Origin of the sequence: Chlamydia muridarum str. Nigg, from assembly GCF_000006685.1 — a bacterium.
GTDB classification, from domain to species: domain Bacteria; phylum Chlamydiota; class Chlamydiia; order Chlamydiales; family Chlamydiaceae; genus Chlamydia; species Chlamydia muridarum.
Genome location: NC_002620.2, coordinates 549,895 through 569,609 on the forward strand (window position 1 = coordinate 549,895; position 19,715 = coordinate 569,609).

A 19,715-nucleotide genomic window follows, 5' to 3' on the forward strand; every position below is an offset into this window, starting at 1 on the left:
TTAGATCAAATGGTTTTTTATTTGCTGCAAAAGCCCTGCAATTCCTTGCTGTTTATCTAAAGAAATTGGATGTAGCTTGCGATTTCTAATAGCAAAAAAAGTCTCTCCTATTTCTAAGCAATCCTGAACATCATGAGAAGCTAGGATGATAGCTTTACCTTCTTCTTCAGCAAGTCTTCTCACATCCTGATATAACATCTCTTTTGTCAGAGAGTCTAAAGATGTAAAAGGCTCGTCCAACAATAAAATGGGTTTAGGAGACAAGCATTGCATAGCGAAAACAACACGCTGCCGCTGCCCCCCAGACAATTCATCAGGAAACCGATCCAACAATGAGGATAGCCCAAAAGATTGGATAACCTTATGAAAATTATGATCTTGAACTAGAGGCTTCTGTTTGTGAGGTCCCAATTCTGTTGGTAGTAAAATATTTTTTCTAACCGTTCTCCAAGGCAACAGAGCTTCTTTTTGTTGCATATAAGCCACTAGTTCCTGTTTTACAGGCTGCCCATTCCAGAGAACCTCTCCTATAAAGCTTGTAAGCAATCCAGCTATAATTCTAAAGAGCGTAGTCTTTCCGCTCCCAGACCCCCCTAATATGAAAGAAATCTGACCAGGAGCAAAGCTTGCTGCAGCATCTTCAAAAACAAAATGAGACGCATGAGCATAGCATAAAGACTTTACAACTAACATGAAAAAAAATTGGAAATCTTCTAGACTTGCGGTTACCAAGACTTGAACTTGGGACCTCGACATTATCAGTGTCGCGCTCTAACCAACTGAGCTATAACCGCGAGATGGAGACTAGGAGATTCGAACTCCTGACCTTCTGAATGCAAATCAGACGCTCTACCAACTAAGCTAAGTCCCCTAAGAGCGGTTGCTACCGACCCATTGTCAGTAACAAAGCGCTATCTTAATCCAACTAAGATTTTAAGCACAAGAAAAGATTATCAAAATAGAAAAGTTTTTCTTTTTAAGAAGATGCGACTCCCTTTGATAGCACTTTTTAGGTGTTGTTGACCTAGAAGAGAGCCGCTCTGTACGGATGTTTTATGTCCTTATAAGGACACCCTTTTCCTTATATCCATTTTTTTGGAATTTCTAACCTTTGTGACTTTGAAAGATTGAATAAAGATATTGTACTCCTTATCCAAAACTTCTGGAGAACGCCCTTTGTAAACCATAAATACTTGATATAAGGTGTGGTTTACAGAAACAAGCATCCCTCGGAAATATACATCTTCACAGGCAACCCAAAATTCTAGAGCCTTATGCCCTTGTACTTCTGTTGCTTTAAGATATAACACTTGTGATTCAGGAAGTGCATATAGCATTCCTGAAAAACCTTCTTGTAGATTCAACTCCGGCTTGCTTATATCCACCTTTTCTGGGTATTCCCAAACAGATACTACATAAACCGTGCTATCATTAGGAGTTTCTGCCACATACGTGTCATAACGGATAGCTAAGTCTGATTGAGGAATCTCCACAATCTGCCCTGAATGCTCCGGGAACTCCGGGAACTGAACAGAAAAGCCGCCTTCCTGCGTATAATCGTAGCGCTTCCAAGACAAAAGGTCTGAGACTTTTGTAATAGCAGAAGTCTGCAAATCCTCTGTAGTTGGGAGACTAGTCTTTTCTCCTGAGATCCACGATTTCATTCGACCAATAAAACCTGTTGTCCCCTCGGCAGAAAAAACCTCTACAGGAGAGAACATGTTGATCAATAAAACAGCAGATAAAGAAAGTTTGTAGAACTTAGAAAGCATAATAACAATAAAAACCAAAAGCTTTTCATTACTTTATGATAACTCTGCGAACAGTTTTTATTATAAATAAAAATCTCAAATAAAAACCCAAATTTCACATTGTTAGCTCTTTAAAAGAAAGTTCGTTTTAGCGATCTTTTCATGGATCTTTTCTTGCCCCTTTTTTTGTTTCATTCGTGAAAAATGGAAAGATCCATTATTTAAAACTTGGAAAAGCAGATACAGATTATGACCTGTGAATAATCTTGATAGTTAACAATCTCCTTGTTAGGATGATCTGTTTCTGTGTGTTACGACTCTGATTTAAGAAATTTTTTCTTAGGAAGAGTGTATTTAAGGGGGTGCGATGTGTTTGCGTTCTTAACAAGCAAAAGAGTCGGTATTCTCCCCGCTAGATGGGGAAGCTCTCGCTTCCCTGGAAAACCTTTAGCAAAGATTTTAGGGAAAACCCTTATTCAAAGGTCCTATGAAAACGCCCTAACCAGTCGATCTCTCGATTGTGTTGTAGTGGCAACAGATGATCAAAGAATCTTTGATCACGTCGTGGAATTCGGAGGACTGTGCGTGATGACTTGTGAATCGTGTGCTAATGGAACAGAACGAGTGGAGGAAGCTGTTTCTCAACATTTTCCTCAAGCTGAAATCGTTGTGAATATCCAGGGTGATGAACCCTGCTTATCTCCAAGCATCATAGATGGCCTTGTAGAAATGCTCGAAGGCAATCCCGCTATAGATATAGCTACACCCGTTACAGAAACAGTTGATCCTGATGCAATTTTAACCAATCACAAAGTAAAGTGCGTTTTCGATAAAACTGGCCGAGCTCTTTATTTTAGCAGAAGCGTTATTCCTAATAACTTCAAACGCTCAACTCCTATTTATTTACACATAGGCGTTTACGCTTTTAGAAGAGCTTTTCTTAGTGAATATGTGAAAATTCCTCCTTCTTCATTAAGTTTAGCTGAGGATCTCGAACAGTTGCGAGTGTTGGAATCTGGTCGTTCTATCTATGTTCACGTCGTTCAAAATGCAACAGGACCTTCAGTAGATTATCCCGAAGATATATCCAAAGTGGAGCAGTACTTATTATGTCCTTCAAAAGTATCTTTTTGACCGGAGGCGTGGTTTCTTCTTTAGGGAAAGGGCTAACCGCGGCTTCTTTAGCTCTCCTATTAGAGAGACAAGGCCTAAAAGTCGCCATGCTTAAGTTAGATCCTTACTTGAATGTGGATCCTGGAACCATGAACCCTTATGAGCATGGAGAGGTGTATGTTACTGATGATGGCGTAGAAACAGATCTTGACCTTGGGCATTATCACCGTTTTTCTTCCGTTCAGCTGTCCAAACATTCTACTGCTACCTCTGGGCAAATCTATACCCGAGTGATTACTAAAGAACGAAATGGGGAATTCTTAGGAAGTACAGTTCAAGTCATCCCTCATGTCACCAATGAAATTATCAATGTCATTCAAGCATGTGCAGAACATCATAAACCAGATGTTCTTATTATAGAAATCGGAGGGACTATTGGTGATATTGAATCTCTTCCTTTTCTAGAGGCAGTAAGGCAATTTCGCTGTGAACATCCTCAGGATTGTCTCAGCATTCATATGACTTATGTCCCTTATCTAAAATCAGCAAAGGAAATTAAAACCAAACCAACACAACATTCTGTTCAAAATTTACGGAGTATCGGCATCTCTCCTGATGTAATCCTCTGCCGTTCTGAGGTGTCCCTTAGTTCAGAAGTGAAAAGAAAAATTAGCCTATTTTGCAACGTTCCAGAGAACGCTGTTTTCAATGCGATAGACTTAGAGAACTCCATTTATGAAATGCCTCTGCTCTTGGCTCGAGAAAATATTGTAGACTTCTTATTGTCCAAATTTGGTTTTTCGCCTAAATCCTTAGATCTTACTGATTGGCAAAATCTTGTAACGACTTTGTGTGATGGGAATCGGCATCTTGTTCGTATAGGACTCGTTGGTAAGTATTTAGAACACAAAGATGCTTACAAATCAGTGTTTGAATCGCTCTCTCATGCTTCCATCCCTGCAAACTGTTCCCTCGAGATAGTTCCTATTTCTCCTGAATCTGAAGCTCTTACTAATCAACTCTCTCAATGCGACGGCTGTTTAATTCCCGGAGGGTTTGGAACCAGAAGCTGGGAAGGGAAAATTGCTGCTGCGCGCTATTGCAGAGATAACAACATCCCTTGCTTCGGGATTTGTTTAGGAATGCAGGCATTAGTAGTTGAGTATGCAAGATATGCTTTAAGCCTTCCTCTTGCTAATTCCTTAGAAATGGATCCTAACACACCAGATCCTGTTGTCTGTATGATGCAGGGGCAAGATACCATGATTAAAGGAGGGACCATGAGACTAGGCGCCTATCCTTGCCAAATTACGCCTAAATCTTTAGCCTTCGAAGCTTATAAGACAGATCTTGTCCAAGAACGTCACAGACATCGTTATGAAGTGAACCCTGCTTATGTAGATCTTCTACAAAAAAATGGATTAAGAATAGTGGGAGTTTGTCCTCAGGGAGATCTTTGTGAGATTATTGAAATCCCTAATCACAGATGGATGCTTGGTGTACAATTCCATCCTGAATTTTTATCAAAACTAGCTGCTCCCCATCCTCTTTTTGTAAAATTTCTTAGCGCTGCTCTAGACTATTCTTTGGAGAAAGGTCGTGAATAGCATGAAACAAAAAGAGGCTTTTTTAGGAGTGGATTATGGGAAAAAACGTATTGGTCTAGCCTTTGCTAGCGCTCCTCTTTTGATCACGCTACCTATAGGAAGCATTAATACCTGTTCATCCCTTGCTTTAACAGCTCAAGCTCTTATTACTATTATTAAAGAGCGCGCTGTCACTACTGTAGTGTTTGGAAATCCGTTGCCCATGCAAAAAAGCTATGCTTCTAGCGTGCAGTCAGAAATTCAGGAGTTAGCCGCGCTCGTTCGAGATATGACCTCTTTAGAGGTCATCCTTTGGGATGAGCGCCTGTCCTCAGCACAAGCCGAACGTATGTTAAAGAACGATTGCGGTCTAAGCAGAAAACAACGTAAAAATTCTTCTGATAGTCTTGCTGCAACATTAATCCTTTCTAGTTTTTTAGATTCTCGCAAATTATATTAGAGCCGGCTCATGATAAAGCCTGTGTTTAGGAAAGAAATCTTTTTAGGCACATATTCCTATTTTTGGTATCGTGGGCTTTTTCTTTAAAAATTAACACTCTATATTAGGTTGTACCGTGGAAGAAATAAAAGAAATGGGGCCCACATTACCAGCCTGCCCTCCTTGTGTCATGGTTATTTTTGGGGCTACAGGAGACTTGACTGCAAGGAAGCTTTTTCCCGCTTTATACAATTTAACAAAAGAGGGACGGTTATCTGAAAACTTTGTTTGCGTGGGATTTGCCAGAAGACCCAAATCTCATGAGCAATTTCGTGAAGAAATGAGACAAGCTATTCAAAATTTCTCTCATTCATCAGAAATTGATATTCGTGTTTGGGAGAGCCTTGAACACAGAATTTTCTATCATCAGGCGAATTTTTCCGAAGCAGAAGGGTATTCTTCTTTAAGATCTTTCTTAGAGAGCGTGGATCAAAAATATGGGACAAAAGGAAATCGTCTTTTCTACCTCTCCACTCCTCCAGATTATTTCCAAGAAATAATCCGGAACTTGAACAGACACCAACTATTTTATCATGAGCAAGGAGCCCAACAGCCCTGGTCTAGGCTAATTATAGAAAAGCCTTTTGGAGTTGATTTACAAACTGCTCAAGAGCTTCAGCAATGCATTGATGCTAATATCAATGAAGAATCTGTTTATCGAATAGATCATTATCTTGGGAAAGAAACTGTTCAAAATATTCTGACCATACGTTTTGCTAATACGCTATTCGAATCTTGTTGGAACTCTCAATATATAGATCATGTACAGATTAGTGTTAGTGAATCGATTGGTATAGGCTCTCGAGGGAACTTTTTTGAAAAGTCTGGCATGCTAAGGGATATGGTGCAAAATCACCTGATGCAATTACTGTGTCTACTTACTATGGAGCCCCCTTCTGAATTTTCTTCTGCAGAGATCAAAAAAGAAAAAATTAAGATTCTAAAAAAAATCCTTCCTATTCGAGAAGAAGACGTAATTCGTGGTCAATATGGTGAAGGAGTTGTGCAAGGCGTTTCTGTTTCTGGCTACAGAGAAGAAGAAAATGTTGATCCAAATTCTTTGGTAGAAACTTACGTAGCCTTGAAATTATTCATTGATAATCCTCGCTGGAAAGGGGTTCCTTTTTATTTACAAGCAGGGAAACGTCTTCCTAAAAGGACAACGGATATTGCCGTTATCTTTAAAAAATCTAGTTACGACTTGTTTAATTCAGAAAATTGCCCTCTGTGCCCTTTAGAGAATGATTTGCTCATCATCCGCATTCAACCAGATGAAGGAGTTGCTCTACAATTTAACTGCAAAGTTCCAGGGACAAATAAACTCGTTCGTCCTGTGAAAATGGATTTCCGTTACGATAGTTATTTTAATACAGTTACTCCAGAAGCTTATGAACGATTGTTGTGTGATTGTATCCTTGGCGATAGGACCCTTTTCACTAGCAATGAAGAAGTCTTAGCATCTTGGGAACTATTTTCTCCCTTATTGGAGCAATGGTCTAAGATCCGTCCCATTTTCCCTAATTATATTGCAGGATCTTTGCGCCCGCAAGGAGCTGATGAGCTATTATCTAGAGATGGAAGAGCATGGCGTTCTTACTAATTGATTTTGCGAGAGGTGTTACATGGCTACCCTTATTAGCTTAAATGACGCGAATAGAATGCTTATTGCTGAATCTCAGGAAGATTTTTTACAAATCGCATGTTACGATTGGATTTCTACAGCAAATAAAGCGATTCAGAAACGCGGAGCTTTCTATGTTGCTCTTTCCGGAGGAAAAACTCCTTTACAAATCTTCCAAGAAATCGTTAAAAAACGTGCTGCTATTTCGGATTGTTCAAAAATTTTTGTTTTTTGGGGAGATGAACGTGCAAGTGAAGATACAGAAGCCGGCAGTAATTATTTAAAGGCTATGGACATCTTAAAATGGCTACGTATTCCTGATACACAAATCTTTCGTATGGACACAGCGAATCCCAAGGGAGATGAAATTTATGAAAATCTTATCCGAGAGCATGTTCCTGATACCATTTTTGATATGGTCATGCTTGGGGTTGGTGAAGATGGGCATACCCTTTCTCTTTTTCCAGGGACTGCCGCGTTAGAAGAGAAAGATCGTTTGGTGGTTTTCAATGAGGTCCCCCAATTACAAACTCGTCGGATGACCTTAACCTTTCCGATTGTTCGGCAAGCCCGTCATTTGGTTGCGTACATTCAAGGAACTGCTAAACAAGATCTTTGTCATAAGCTGTTACATCCTTTAGGAAGAGATACCTTTCCTATAGAGCGAGTAGGGACTCCTCTAAATCCTCTGCAATGGGTATTGTCATCTGATTGTTGTAGAGCGGCGGATCTTGCAGATATTCCTGCAGAATGTAAATTAGAAATGTTTTAACATCCTTTTCGATTGCGGATAGCTGTCCTTTGACGATTTCTAAAAGACCATAACTGCAAAGACATCCATTCTAGACAGCTTGACGCGGAAGAGTATGTATCAAGAGCTTGCACAGCCCGAGTAATAATTGAAAGAACCTCTTCCAGGGGATATACCGGCATAGTTTTTATCTCATCTAAAAAATCCGGATAGGTAAGTAGAGACTCTGGCATCTTCTTGGCCAAGAAAAACCGATCCCTGAATAACTGCAAAAGAACGGTTAACATGGCTTTTGTTTTATCTCGAAGCACTTGCTTATCGTCATCAGGTGCTCCTTTTACCCTAGATCCCACTCGCATCACAGATTCTTTACCTTTTGCTAAGCTGATTAAAAATGAGATGTCTTTCTTATCAATTAAATCCCTTTTTTCTAAAGGAATATGGAATGACACGCATCTAGATCGAATGGTGGGCGGCAACCTCTGTGGAAGTGCTGAAACGAGTATAAATATACTGTAATACGGAGGATCTTCTAAAAGTTTTAAAAAAGCTGATATAGCGTCTAATGATATCCTGTCAGCTTCATAAATAATATAAATTTTATAAGAGCTTTCATAAGGATGTATCCAGATATTTTTTCTAATAGCTCGAGGAGTCTCAATCGTGTGAAGACGTCCCTTCCCTTGAGGGGAATACTCGTAAATATCCGGGTGCAATCTATTTGCTATTTTATAAGAGGCATGCGGGGAGCCTTCTTTAAGAATTAAAGAAGCATACTCATATGCGCAAGTTGACAAAGTCGACAAATCTTGCCCATGCAAAATAATAGCAGAAGGAACCTTCTGATCGCGCACTCTTTGTATAAGAGCGTCCCAAGCAGAGCTTTCCATCTCTCCCCCCCCTTTCTATATCAATGCTCGAATCTGTAAAAGAGCTTGATCGACAGATACCTCTGTTGGTAATAATGCATCTAAAATTTTATACCTGTCTGGGGATCTTTCTGCTAAAGAAATAAATCCTTCTCGAGCAGCCCGGTGAAAAGATGTGGGTTTTTGCTCAAACCTATCAAGATTCTTTTGACGAGTCTTTCTTAGCAACCCCTCTTTTTCTGGCAAATCCAATAAAAACGTGATGTCGGGAAGAAAAGGCTCATCCCCTACAACACGATAACATAAATCCGTAACGAAGGCCTCTCCTAGCCCCCCAGCAATTCCTTGGTATACAATAGTAGAATCATGAAAACGGTCACATATAACTGTTTTTCCAGATTCAAGAGCAGGCAATATTTTTTCTTGAATGTGCTGAGCTCGCGCTGCCAGAAACAGTAATAACTCCGCGTAGGAAGATATCTCCTGTGTTACATCCAATACAAGATCTCGAAGCTGCTCTCCAAGAGCACTCCCTCCTGGCTCCCTTGTTAAAACAACCTCTTTCCCTTCTTCCATTAAACGTTTAGAAAGTGCCTGTGTAAATTGGGTTTTCCCAGCACCTTCTCCGCCTTCTACTACAATAAACACTCTATTCCTCTACCGCATGTCCAACTTGGATGCTAACGCTTTCTTCTGTTTCTCCAGACTCTGTATTCACTGATAATTTTTCCATAGCAACCAGAGTATCCCCTTCTCGAAGATTTACAAGACGAACTCCCTGAGTAGCTCTTCCCATTACCCGAACATCCTGCATATTGATTCGGATAGCCTGCCCTTGAGCAGACATAAGCAATATACTATCAAAGTCTGTTACCGAAATAGCTCCTAATACATCTCCATTTCTTTGATTAATTAAGATAGAGCGAACGCCAACGCTACCTCGGTTAGTTTCCCTAAAATCACAAACTAAAGAACGCTTTCCGAATCCATTATCACAAACAACTAAAACACTTTGATCATCTGTAACAACTTGACAACTGACCACAAAGTCTTCTTCATTCTTCAAAGAAACACCACGGACTCCTCGAGCTGCACGTCCCATTGGACGTACTTTATCATGAGGGAAGCGAACAGCCATTCCTAAACGAGTAAATAACATAACCTTTTCCTCGTCATTCACTATGTGACGAGCCGCAATAAGTTCATCGCCATCATCTATTTCTAATGCACGAATTCCTTTCTTACGTGGGCTACCGAAGGCATCTAAAGAGACTTTTTTAACCACACCTTTCTTCGTAGCTAAAAGGAGATATTCTCCTTGTTCGAAACGCTTCACATTAAGGACCGCAGCAACCTGTTCGCCAGGACGAATACCTTCTAAAAAGTTGATAATAGGCTTGCCTTTAGCACGTCGTTCTCCTTCAGGAAGTTGCCAAACTTTTAACCAGTAACATTGACCCATATTAGTAAAGATCAGCAAGTAATCTTTTGTTGATGCAGAATAAACTGCTTTCAAGAAGTCTGAGCCTTTCTTCATGTCAAACCCAGTCACTCCTTGCCCACCTCGTTTCTGCTCACGGAAAACTTTCACAGGCATACGCTTCACATAATCATCACCTGAAATAGTAATGATTACTGACTCGTCCGCAATGATATCTTCTATATCTCGAACATCTCCCGCATCCATTTCAATTGTGGTGCGTCGAGGAGTCTTATGAACTTTATGTAATTCTTGAAGCTCTTCACGAATAATATCTTTGACAAGTTCTTCTTCTGCCAAAACTCTGCGATAGTAGGCGATCTTCTCTAAAAGCTCGTTATACTCTTTCTGTACTTTGTCTATTTCTAAGCCAGTGAGTTGGTATAATCGCAATTCGAGAATGGCAAGAGACTGTGCTTCCGAAAAGCCAAACAATTCAACCAATTGCTGCTTCGCATGCTCTTTGTTCGAGCTTTCACGAATAGTTTTGACCACTTCATCCATACAAGAAAGAGCTTTTAAAAAGCCTTCCAATATATGTGCGCGTGTTTCTGCTTTATTTAACTCGTAACGAGTTCTCCGTCGAATAACGTCCATACGATGACGGATCCAAGCAGAAATCATTCTATGGATACTCATAGTTCGCGGAAGATTTTTATCCAACGCTAACATATTAGCCCCAAATGTCACTTGTACATCCGTGAACTTATATAAACGATTGATAATGACTTCAGAAGATTCGCCTTTTTTCAACTCCAATACAACACGAATACCGTCTTTATCAGACTCATCGCGAACATCAGATATCCCTGTTAAAGTTTTTTCATTAATCAGTTCTGCTATCTGCTCAACTAATCGCGATTTATTTACGTTATAGGGCATTTCCGTGAGAATGATATTCTCCCGTTGCTTATCAGAGTTTTCCTCTACGTGTATACGAGCACGCAAACGTAATTTCCCTCTTCCTGTGTAATAAGTAGAACGAATGCCTTCCGTTCCACAAATAATTCCTCCGGTAGGGAAATCAGGACCAGGCATAACTTCCAAAATTTCCTCAATAGAAGTTTGTGGGTTAGCTAAAACTAACAGCGTAGCTTCAATCAATTCTCCTAAATTATGAGGAGGAATATTAGTCGCCATACCTACAGCGATTCCTGAAGAACCATTACAAAGTAGATTAGGAAACTTTGAGGGGAAAACGACAGGCTCATACTTTGTTTCGTCATAGTTAGGGACCATGTCTACAGTATCTTTATCTAGGTCCTCTAATAAAAAGATCGAACTATGAGTCAACCGGGCCTCTGTATATCGCATCGCAGCAGCAGGATCTCCATCGATGGATCCAAAATTCCCTTGACCGTCAACTAGCGGATATCGCATCGCCCAGTCTTGAGCCATTCGCACCAATGTAGGATAAATAACAGCCTCACCATGAGGGTGATAATCCCCAGAAGTGTCTCCACAAATTTTTGCGCACTTTCTGTGTTTCGCTCCTGGAGTCAAATTCAATTGTTTCATAGCGTATAAAATACGCCGCTGAGAAGGCTTTAATCCATCCCTAACATCAGGCAAAGCTCGGGAAATAATTACAGACATAGAGTAGCGAAGGTAGCTCTCCTTCATCTCCTCTTCAAGATTTTTAGGGACGATGATTTCTTCTTTATTTAGCATGGCGATTCTGTCTCCTAAATATCTAAATTACTCATCCGAATGGATAGCGCATGGCTTTCAATAAATTCACGTCGCGGAGGGACTTCTTCTCCCATTAACATTGTAAAGATATGATCCGCCTCCACAGCATCTTTCAAAGAGACGCGAACAAGCGTTCTTTGTTCAGGATTCATTGTGGTATCCCACAGCTGGTCAGCATTCATCTCTCCAAGTCCCTTATATCGCTGAATCTCAATTCCCTTTCGTCCAAGGCCCTTCAAGTAATCTATAACTTCTTTCAAAGTATAACAAGTGTAATTAGGAGTTTTGGAATCTTCTGTAGAAACCGTGATTCCCGTCCCTTTTGGATGAAGATAGTGGCGAATATCATAGCCGTACTCATTCAAATTATGCTGAATCTCCTCAAAGGCTGAAGCCTTATATAACTCTATGATTCTTGCCGCAGCTTCTTCATTAGCGGCAACTGCTGCCTCTTTTTCTTCATTCGAATAAAGATAATTTCCTCCCTGTTTTCCACTTTCTGGAGGGTAATAATATAAGGGGTACGCCCCATCACGGAACATATCTAAAAACTCAGAAAATGGAATCGCTCTCTTCTCTAGAGCAATAATAAAGCTTTCCACTTCCAAAATAAGGTTAACAAACGATTCTAAAGCTGTTCCCTCTAGTTCTCTTGCCGTATCATCGAAAACCACTCGGCTTTCTCGTGTTCCTAAATTTAAAAGATAGCCATCCATCTCTTTTTCAGAGAGGATATAGCGGAAATCTTTCTTCTTACTTACCCGATATAATGGAGGCTGAGCGATATAAACACATCCGTTCTCTATCAATGCTGACATATGTCTATAGAAGAACGTCAATAATAAGGTTCGGATATGAGAGCCATCAACGTCAGCATCTGTCATGATAATGACACGTTTATAACGCAATTTACTCAGGTTAAAATTATCCGTTCCAATACCGCAGCCTAGGGCAGCTATAATACTTCCGATTTCTTGGTTCTGAAAAATTTTCTGTAGACGAGCTTTTTCTACGTTTAAAATTTTACCCCGAATAGGCAGAATAGCCTGGAATCGTCGGTCTCTTCCTTGCTTAGCTGACCCCCCTGCAGAGTCTCCCTCTACGATGTACATTTCACATTTTTCAGGATCTTTTTCTAAACAATCCACTAACTTTCCTGGTAAACGGGCGCTATCCAAAGCACTTTTTCGGATAGTCAACTCCCTAGCTCTTTTAGCAGCTTCTCTTGCTTGGGCAGCAACAAAGACTTTGTCTACAATAGTTTTGGCTATTTGAGGATTTTCCTCGAAAAATGTTGTTAATACTTCGCCACTAATTTGCTGAGCTACAGAGCCTACGTCGCTATTTCCTAACTTCTGCTTTGTTTGTCCTTCGAACTGAGGATTTGGAACTTTGACTGAAACAATCGCTACCAACCCCTCTCGAATATCTTCTCCAGTCAGAGACAATTTATCGCTTTTAGCTAAGTTGTGAGACTTAATATAGGAGTTAACGGCTCTTGTCAAAGCTGTAGAAAATCCTGTTAAATGAGTCCCCCCTTGCCGAGTAGGAATATTGTTCGCATAAGAATAAATGAGTTCAGAATAGCCTGAATTCCACTGCAAAGCAGCTTCAAACTCTATATCCCCATCATCTCCACGTTTTGATCCCTGAATATAAATGGGGGTCGGGAAAAGACTTTCTTTGTTCTGATTTAAATAGCTGACGAAAGATTGAATTCCCCCCTCGTAAAAGAAGGTGACTTTATCAAAACCTGCATCACGATCATCTTCAAAAATAATCGTTATTCCACGATTTAAAAATGCCAACTCTCGCAAACGCTTCATTAGAATCGCGCGATCAAAAACGCATGTAGAGAATACAGTTGGGTCGGGATAAAAAAGAATCTCAGTCCCTCGTTTATCCGTAGATCCCAATACTTGTAGAGCTGTTAGTGGAGCCCCTTTTGAAAACTCCATGCTATACGCTTGCCCATCCTTAAATACGTTAGCAATAAATTTTTCAGATAAAGCATTAACGCATGACACCCCAACCCCGTGCAACCCTCCGGAAACTTTGTAGCTGTCTTTGTCAAACTTCCCTCCGGCATGCAATACAGTAAGGACGACTTCTAAAGCAGAAATCTCTCGACCTTGCTTGGCGGATTCTTTTTCATGAATTTGAACAGGGATCCCTCTACCATTATCCGAGACAGAGATGCCTCCATCTTCCAATATACGAACAACAACCTCGGTACAAAACCCCGCCATAGCCTCGTCGATGCTGTTATCAACAACTTCGTAAACCAGATGGTGCAATCCAGTAACGCCTGTGTCCCCAATATACATTCCAGGACGCTCACGAACGGCTTGTAATCCTTCTAAAACGGTAATGGCTGATGCATCGTATTTCTTTTCTTGTGCGTCCATAATTATCCTAATAAAAAGCGTATCTCTTTAATTTTGGCACCGGGAACAGCTGAATGAATTTGGGATATTAACTCTTTTTGGGAGCTTTGTTTTAGTACAGCGTACAGTGAAGCATTGCGAACTTTTATCGACAAAACTCCATCTCTAAGCCCCACAGCCTGAGTCATGCCATTATACTTCTTTCCTAGAATTCTATACCACGCCTCTATAACTTCTTGCGGTCTCCCTGCAAGAATTTTTCGTAAATGCGTCAAATGGTCTCGGAGAAAATATTTAGCATGTTTAATAGGAGAATCTGTTCGGCTTTGCTTTTTGCGGCGAAAATTCGGCAGATTTTGAGGATAAAAAGACACAACGCTCCTTCAATGTGTGCAAAGCGCACCTTTTTTCGCAGAATGCCTAGGAAAAAGGCTCTTATACTTGTTGCGAACTAAAAAAGTCAAAATATTAGCGTTAAATTCCAAGAATTTGAAACTTTCTTAGAACTTAATCCTCTGAACTTGCGCGATCAGCGGATGTTTTACTTACAGACGTGTCGCCTAGTGTAGCAGGCAAAACTTTACAACAAAAACCATCTAAACGAACGAGTTCCCCCATTCGCCCTAAAGCAAACAATTCATCCCAAAGGCGAACTAAAGTCTGCCCTGGATTAACATTCCCCCTTCTCCCCATAGGACCTATCATCCCTACCTTAACAAGCTCAACCACACTATTCCCTACAGCAATGAACTTCGGAGTTTCAGCAGGTTTTGATCCTCTTTGTAAAATAATAGGACGGTGGCACCGCACTTCTTCCTGGCTAGATAAAGGCAGCTCAGGCTCATGAGAATAAACGGCTTGTTCAATAAAAGGTAATGTCGCCTCTTCTCGAATGGGCGAGCTTTCTAATACTTCCTGTTGTGTTTGAATCTTTTGTTGTCTTCGACCATACTGTGCGCGACAAATTTCCATCAGCGCAAACAAAAAACCTGTAGCCAACAGAACTCCGCCAACTACCAGCGTTCCCAATCCAATAGACCACACACCACTAATAACCGCAACAGCACAAGCTCCAATAGCAGCTAACACAGTTCCCAACACAATTAGAACCAATGCGACCTCTTTACGAGTCGCAATCACCTCAGGTATTCGATAACTAACCTCACAAGATGACAAATTTTTCAGAGCACAGGATGAGTCCATAATCCCGACTATTCTTTATTAACAAAAAAAGAGAGCAAGGATCTTATACTTATTTGAGTATAAAGACAATTACACTGTGCATTTTAAAGGACGAATTGCTAAAACTCCCAACAAGATCCCTACCGCCAATACAACTCCGGCAATAGCAAGTGCGATTAAACAAACAGGGGTCGCTCCACTGAAAATTGAGGCAACTGTTACAATTGCGGCTAAAGCAGCACCAAGGAAAATCATAGTTGTTGCCAGATCTTTTCGCGCCGTTATTATGTCTGACGCTAGGCATCTTAACTCCCTAGACGATAAATTTTGGGTCTGTGATGTGCTAACTGAACTACTCATAATCCCCACCCTCATTTCTTTTATTTTTTAAGAAAAAGAGGGATTATTTTAACAGTTTTTAATTAAAAAATAAACAACAAACTAAATAAATTAATTTACAGTTGATCATTTAAAATCTTTTCTCTAATTTTACTCATTATTTTTTGCATATAATGCATATTATGAATGGAGGCCCAGATACCCGCATTTGGCTCATGCACCTTAAACAAATGTCTTAAATAAGCTCGCGATATACCTTGTGAACATGCGGGACAAGCACACCCTGGTTCTATCGGATTCAAATCCGAAGCGTACCGTTGATTGTTAATTTTTAAAGACCCCTGTGATGTCAGAATCATCCCATGTCGCGCTGCTTTAGTTGGATAAGAACTATCAAAAGAGTCTATCCCAAACCCAACGGTTGCCCAAATAGAGGGCAAATCTCCTATTCCCAATAAATGTCGAGGCCTTTCTATAGAAAGATTCGCCGTAGTCACATCGACTACTCCCACAATGTCCCGAAGATTTTTTCCAAGACTGCCGCCAATAGCTGACCCATCAAAGGGCAAATCTTCTACAAATTGACACCCCAGTTTTCTTTGATCAGGGAAAGTTCCTCCATGAATCACTCCATACATGGATTGATACCCGGGATTTGCTAGATGATAATCCAAAGATCGTTTTTCCCAAGCGTAAGTGCGCTGGGATGATTGTTGAAAATATGCGGGATCTGTATGAAAGGGGAGCAATTCATCTAAAGGGATGATAATATCGGCCCCCAGATGCTTTTGTGCTTGCACAGAAACTTCTGGAGACAAAAAAAGCTTGCGTCCATCCCGATAAGATTTAAACCAAACCCCCTCGTCATTAATTTTAATAATGCTATTCTCACCCTTCTTTTTCCCGCAACTTTTGATCTCTTCAGCGACAGAGCCGTAAGCTAAACTAAAAATTTGGAACCCTCCAGAATCAGTAATAATAGGGGCATTTCTACCAATAAATTGATGTAACCCGCCCATAGCAGCAACAGCTTCTGCTCCTGGGTGAACAATAAGATGGTATGTATTGCAAAACATCAGAGGGATATTACTATGGTCTAACACCCCTTTTAACGCTCCATTTGTAGCTACAGGAACAAAAGCGGGGGTATCAATACACCCATGCTCAGTTTCTATTCGGCCTACCCGAGCTCTAGATTTTTTCGATTGATGCAAAATCTCGAATCGCAAAGCCACAAACCAACCTCTATTCTAAGTAAATTCCAAACTCTTCAAAATTCATGAACTATTTTAAAGAGAGATAAAGAAAAGGGATAGAAAAAAAGTCCGAAGAAAGTTTTATCTTCGGACTAACGGATTATTTGAAGAACAAAACGTTTAAAGTGCCTGTAATTAGCAGGAAAATGACCATCGACATAATATCGTTAAGAGCCGTAACAATCGGGCCTGAGGCCAAAGCTGGATCCACGCCAATTTTTGCAAAAAAGAAAGGAGAAAGGACGCCTAGAGTTGTTGCAGTTAATGAAGCTCCTAATATACCTACGGAAACCGTAACCCCTAACTGAACGCCTCCCGTGGAAAATAACCCAAGTCCCAAGCATCCCATACAGCAAACAACTAGACCACAAAGAATCCCTAACGCAACCCCTGTTAACAGCCCAATGCTCATTTCCTTGAGTATTGTCTCTCTTCGTCTTCCAAAGGAAAGAGTCCCTGTTGCCATACTACGGACAAGAATTGTGCTACACTGCACCCCAACGTTCCCTGAAAGTCCATTAACCAATGGAATAAAGAAAATCACCATGGCTAACAATGTCGGAGCAATTTTTTGAAAATAAGCCATCACAGAAGCACTGACTAAACCAGCACACAAAGTAATAAGCAGCCAAGGGGCTCTCAACAAAAACCTTTGCACAACATGACAATCATGATATCCCACATCCTCTGTTGTACCCGCCATTCTAGCAATAGTCTCGTCAGCAATGTCTTCTATCGTTTCAACCACATCTTCATAAGTAATAGCCCCTATCAAAAAATTTTCCTCATCCACAACAGGAAGGACAGCAACTTTATATCTCTCTACAAGGTCTACAACTTCTTCCCGAGTGGTATCGGCTAACACCTTATGCTCTACAGGGCGCATGATCTGTTTTAAAGGCATTTCAGGAGAAGCTATAATCAAGCTCCTATCAGTCACAAATCCTTGTAACTCTCCTTTAAAATCTAAAACAAACACGAGTCTGGTGAGATCAACCCCAGGATTATTTCGTATGCAGGTCGCCACCTCTTTAACGGTGGTTTCCATTAAAAAAGCAAAAAACTCATTCGTCATGAGTCGGCCGGCTGTATTTCTGCCATGTTTCTGCAAATCACGGATTTTCAGGGCTTTTTTGACATCAATCAAATCTAAAATACGGCGATAGCGTCGATCCGGAATATCGTCGAGAACCCAAATCGCTTCATCAGGAGGCATTTGTTCTATGAGAGCACAAATTTCCCCATCCGATAAGTTACGAAAAATAGCCCATCGCGACGCGGAATCTGTATTAATAATGAAGGCTATTTTAGAGGCTATACTATCAAGGCTTTTGTAAAGAATAGAGCGCGAATCGGAAGGGAGACACGACACAGCGTAAGCCAAGTCGATGGGGTTATATGCGCTAACTATCGATGTAAGATCCTGCGAATGCTCCCCTGCTGTTAGAGTGTCAAACGCTTCTTCTAGTTTAAAACTCAATTCATCATCAAGATGACTGGTTTTAGAATCCATAAGGTTACCGGAAGTCAGCGCAACATCCAATTTCTCTTCGTTTCTATTTTGCTCTCCCACGCCCTTCTCCGTTCTTTTATTAAAGACTCTTAAAAGTCGTTCATTAGCGACAAATCCGGCTCAAAATTCTGAACCAACCCTAATACCCAGAACTATCCATCAAGAGACTTTTTTACGAAAACGACAAAAAGTCTTTTGGGGTTCTTAAAAAAGAGCCCTTTAACTATAAAAATATATTTTACAAGCAGATATGGTCCTGACAGCAGCTAAAAATAATCTTTGCCGCCGCAAGTTTAGTTTCTTCCGATAAAAGAAAACAAGGGAACTCATGGATAAAGCGCACACCGTGCACTTCCCTCCTCAACTCCAACTATATGATGAAGATTTTACTGTAGATCTGCAAGCAAAATCGCTTGGATTGCTAAAAACTGTAGCAGTTTATGCAAAACTAGCGGCTAGTCAACCTTCCCAAGGCAGCCCCATATAAGTAAGATGTTAAATACTCTTTGTTTTCAGGGAAAGCTTGGATTGATGGGCGCGCCCCAGAGACAATTTCCCCATCTTTTAAGAGAAATAGTCGGAAAGGCTGAAAACAGCCTAACAGATACCAAGCATGTTGTCCTAATCCAGATCGAGTTCCTCCTCCTTCTAACAAACAATTTTTTTCGCAAAAAATTCCCCAAATTCCTCGGGATCGGATCACATCATTGTTCCAATCTCGTTCCACACTAGCCATAATCACTCTTCCTGATAAAGGATTTAGCAATCCATACAAACTTGCTAGATAACAAGCTACTCCGTAGAAGGGAGCTTTTACAGCTTGCACAAACGAACGAGACATTTCTCGAAATATATCGGAGCAAATAAACTGCTCTTCAAAAGGAAGGTCTTCTTGATAGAGCTGACGAATCATCTGAAAAACAATATAGAAGGGAATGAGCAAAAAGCGGAATGCGTTATATAACACTCGCACCACAGTAATGATTGGCAATAAAATGCATGCAATAAAACAAATGGCTGTGCGAGCTTTGGCGGGAGGATATGTGTAAACAGGGGCAATACCCGAACCTTGTTTATCTAAAAGAGAAACATCCATATACATATCGGGATCTTGAATAGGCCGGATAGTTTGTCCTCTTTTCTCACATAAAATGACCTGCTCCCATTTCCGAATCGCGAATGGTTGAATCTTCTCTCCGTACAAAACATCTATTTTACGCGCAATCTTGCAGAGAACCCCTATCCCTCCTCCCAGCAGAACAAGGGATGATAGCGCTATAGCCAATATTTTAGGAGAAAAAAGCAGCCCTGCATTAGCCAAATAAGCTATTCGACAACAAATTGCCCCCAAAACAATAAGTATCCCAACAACAAAGCAAACAATCCGAGTCAGAGATGTTTTGTAGAAGGGGTTAGTTAAAGTACAGCTTGTTATACGCTTTTGCGTAGCTTTCCAAGAAGAAGCTCTGGGGAAAGATTCCGTAGTCACCGGACGCAATCTAACCTCTGCGGAAGGGAGATTTAGAAACATAGAAATTATTTTACTCCTAATCCTATAAAAACTAGTGCCTGGAAAAGCTTAGACCTTCTTTTTCCCCTGAGCATTAAACAAAAATTCATCAATTAAAAAAATGTTTTGTTTCTAATGGAGTCGCTGATCACGAAGTCAACGTCTG

General features: G+C 40.6%; 18 protein-coding genes and 2 tRNA genes. 6 read left to right on the forward strand and 14 right to left on the reverse strand.

Features of this window, described 5'->3' with window-relative positions; all coding sequences use genetic code 11:
• From TC_RS02255 to TC_RS02270, 4 genes are all read right to left on the reverse strand, one after another.
• Positions 1–693, reverse strand: coding sequence for an ABC transporter ATP-binding protein (locus tag TC_RS02255; protein ID WP_010230486.1), 693 nt, complete (start codon positions 691–693; stop codon positions 1–3).
• Positions 694–720: 27 nt separating this feature from the next.
• A tRNA-Ile gene (locus tag TC_RS02260) sits at positions 721–794 on the reverse strand.
• Positions 795–798: 4 nt separating this feature from the next.
• Positions 799–871: transfer RNA gene (locus TC_RS02265), tRNA-Ala, on the reverse strand.
• A 190-nt stretch (positions 872–1,061) separates the two neighbouring features.
• Complete coding sequence (locus tag TC_RS02270) at positions 1,062–1,772, reverse strand: hypothetical protein (protein WP_010230489.1); 711 nt, start codon at positions 1,770–1,772, stop codon at positions 1,062–1,064.
• 348 nt (positions 1,773–2,120) lie between these two features.
• On the opposite strand from TC_RS02270, the gene kdsB reads away from it, so the two are divergent.
• The 5 genes from kdsB to pgl all read left to right on the forward strand — a co-directional run bounded on the left by kdsB (position 2,121) and on the right by pgl (position 7,342).
• On the forward strand, positions 2,121–2,885 hold the full coding sequence (kdsB, locus tag TC_RS02275; RefSeq protein WP_010230493.1) for a 3-deoxy-manno-octulosonate cytidylyltransferase: 765 nt from the start codon (positions 2,121–2,123) through the stop codon (positions 2,883–2,885).
• Positions 2,861–4,471, forward strand: coding sequence for a CTP synthase (locus tag TC_RS02280; RefSeq protein ID WP_010230497.1), 1,611 nt, complete (start codon positions 2,861–2,863; stop codon positions 4,469–4,471). The genes kdsB and TC_RS02280 overlap by 25 nt, the downstream gene beginning before the upstream one ends.
• The gene (ruvX, locus tag TC_RS02285) at positions 4,464–4,910 is read left to right on the forward strand and encodes a Holliday junction resolvase RuvX (RefSeq protein WP_010904342.1); all 447 of its coding nucleotides are present in this window, start codon (positions 4,464–4,466) and stop codon (positions 4,908–4,910) included. Before TC_RS02280 ends, ruvX begins: the two co-directional genes overlap by 8 nt.
• A 115-nt stretch (positions 4,911–5,025) precedes the next feature.
• Positions 5,026–6,549 carry a glucose-6-phosphate dehydrogenase gene (zwf, locus tag TC_RS02290; RefSeq protein ID WP_010230499.1) on the forward strand — a complete coding sequence of 508 codons (1,524 nt, stop codon included), beginning with the start codon at positions 5,026–5,028 and terminating at the stop codon, positions 6,547–6,549.
• Between the two features lie 22 nt (positions 6,550–6,571).
• The gene (pgl, locus tag TC_RS02295; RefSeq protein ID WP_010230500.1) at positions 6,572–7,342 is read left to right on the forward strand and encodes a 6-phosphogluconolactonase; all 771 of its coding nucleotides are present in this window, start codon (positions 6,572–6,574) and stop codon (positions 7,340–7,342) included.
• Here pgl and TC_RS02300 read toward each other — a convergent pair.
• The 9 genes from TC_RS02300 to mgtE form a co-directional block, all read right to left on the reverse strand.
• Positions 7,339–8,211 carry a DNA polymerase III subunit delta' gene (locus TC_RS02300; RefSeq protein WP_010230501.1) on the reverse strand — a complete coding sequence of 291 codons (873 nt, stop codon included), beginning with the start codon at positions 8,209–8,211 and terminating at the stop codon, positions 7,339–7,341. The genes pgl and TC_RS02300 overlap by 4 nt on opposite strands.
• A gap of 15 nt (positions 8,212–8,226) precedes the next feature.
• Complete coding sequence (gene tmk / locus TC_RS02305) at positions 8,227–8,838, reverse strand: dTMP kinase (RefSeq protein ID WP_010230503.1); 612 nt, start codon at positions 8,836–8,838, stop codon at positions 8,227–8,229.
• Between the two features lies 1 nt (position 8,839).
• Positions 8,840–11,341 carry a DNA topoisomerase (ATP-hydrolyzing) subunit A gene (gyrA, locus tag TC_RS02310; RefSeq protein WP_010230505.1) on the reverse strand — a complete coding sequence of 834 codons (2,502 nt, stop codon included), beginning with the start codon at positions 11,339–11,341 and terminating at the stop codon, positions 8,840–8,842.
• 14 nt (positions 11,342–11,355) lie between these two features.
• Positions 11,356–13,770, reverse strand: coding sequence for a DNA topoisomerase (ATP-hydrolyzing) subunit B (gene gyrB / locus TC_RS02315; RefSeq protein ID WP_010230507.1), 2,415 nt, complete (start codon positions 13,768–13,770; stop codon positions 11,356–11,358).
• A 2-nt stretch (positions 13,771–13,772) separates the two neighbouring features.
• Positions 13,773–14,123, reverse strand: a complete 351-nt coding sequence (locus TC_RS02320) for a DUF721 domain-containing protein (protein ID WP_010230509.1) — start codon at positions 14,121–14,123, stop codon at positions 13,773–13,775.
• A gap of 133 nt (positions 14,124–14,256) precedes the next feature.
• The gene (locus tag TC_RS02325; protein WP_010230510.1) at positions 14,257–14,952 is read right to left on the reverse strand and encodes a hypothetical protein; all 696 of its coding nucleotides are present in this window, start codon (positions 14,950–14,952) and stop codon (positions 14,257–14,259) included.
• A 69-nt stretch (positions 14,953–15,021) separates the two neighbouring features.
• Positions 15,022–15,291: a hypothetical protein gene (locus tag TC_RS04850; protein WP_144242783.1), complete on the reverse strand. Its 270-nt coding sequence runs from the start codon at positions 15,289–15,291 to the stop codon at positions 15,022–15,024.
• A gap of 95 nt (positions 15,292–15,386) precedes the next feature.
• Positions 15,387–16,505, reverse strand: a complete 1,119-nt coding sequence (gene tgt, locus TC_RS02330; RefSeq protein WP_010230512.1) for a tRNA guanosine(34) transglycosylase Tgt — start codon at positions 16,503–16,505, stop codon at positions 15,387–15,389.
• Positions 16,506–16,626: 121 nt separating this feature from the next.
• A complete protein-coding gene (gene mgtE, locus TC_RS02335) occupies positions 16,627–18,039 on the reverse strand; it encodes a magnesium transporter (RefSeq protein ID WP_010230513.1) in 1,413 nt (470 codons plus the stop codon).
• A 328-nt stretch (positions 18,040–18,367) separates the two neighbouring features.
• On the opposite strand from mgtE, the gene TC_RS04855 reads away from it, so the two are divergent.
• The gene (locus tag TC_RS04855; protein WP_010904344.1) at positions 18,368–18,526 is read left to right on the forward strand and encodes a hypothetical protein; all 159 of its coding nucleotides are present in this window, start codon (positions 18,368–18,370) and stop codon (positions 18,524–18,526) included.
• On the opposite strand, the gene TC_RS02340 is transcribed toward TC_RS04855, so the two are convergent.
• Positions 18,488–19,579: a hypothetical protein gene (locus TC_RS02340; protein ID WP_029589514.1), complete on the reverse strand. Its 1,092-nt coding sequence runs from the start codon at positions 19,577–19,579 to the stop codon at positions 18,488–18,490. The genes TC_RS04855 and TC_RS02340 overlap by 39 nt on opposite strands.
• Positions 19,580–19,715 lie beyond the last annotated feature (136 nt).

Excerpts from the sequence above, each read along its gene's own strand:
- TC_RS02255 (WP_010230486.1), bottom strand. The coding sequence starts at position 693 with ATGTTAGTTGTAAAGTCTTTATGCTATGCTCATGCGTCTCATTTTGTT.
- TC_RS02270 (WP_010230489.1), bottom strand. The coding sequence starts at position 1,772 with ATGCTTTCTAAGTTCTACAAACTTTCTTTATCTGCTGTTTTATTGATC.
- TC_RS02280 (WP_010230497.1), top strand. The coding sequence starts at position 2,861 with ATGTCCTTCAAAAGTATCTTTTTGACCGGAGGCGTGGTTTCTTCTTTA.
- pgl (WP_010230500.1), top strand. The coding sequence starts at position 6,572 with ATGGCTACCCTTATTAGCTTAAATGACGCGAATAGAATGCTTATTGCT.
- TC_RS02300 (WP_010230501.1), bottom strand. The coding sequence starts at position 8,211 with ATGGAAAGCTCTGCTTGGGACGCTCTTATACAAAGAGTGCGCGATCAG.
- gyrA (WP_010230505.1), bottom strand. The coding sequence starts at position 11,341 with ATGCTAAATAAAGAAGAAATCATCGTCCCTAAAAATCTTGAAGAGGAG.
- gyrB (WP_010230507.1), bottom strand. The coding sequence starts at position 13,770 with ATGGACGCACAAGAAAAGAAATACGATGCATCAGCCATTACCGTTTTA.
- TC_RS02325 (WP_010230510.1), bottom strand. The coding sequence starts at position 14,952 with ATGGACTCATCCTGTGCTCTGAAAAATTTGTCATCTTGTGAGGTTAGT.
- TC_RS04850 (WP_144242783.1), bottom strand. The coding sequence starts at position 15,291 with ATGAGTAGTTCAGTTAGCACATCACAGACCCAAAATTTATCGTCTAGG.
- mgtE (WP_010230513.1), bottom strand. The coding sequence starts at position 18,039 with ATGGATTCTAAAACCAGTCATCTTGATGATGAATTGAGTTTTAAACTA.
- TC_RS04855 (WP_010904344.1), top strand. The coding sequence starts at position 18,368 with ATGGATAAAGCGCACACCGTGCACTTCCCTCCTCAACTCCAACTATAT.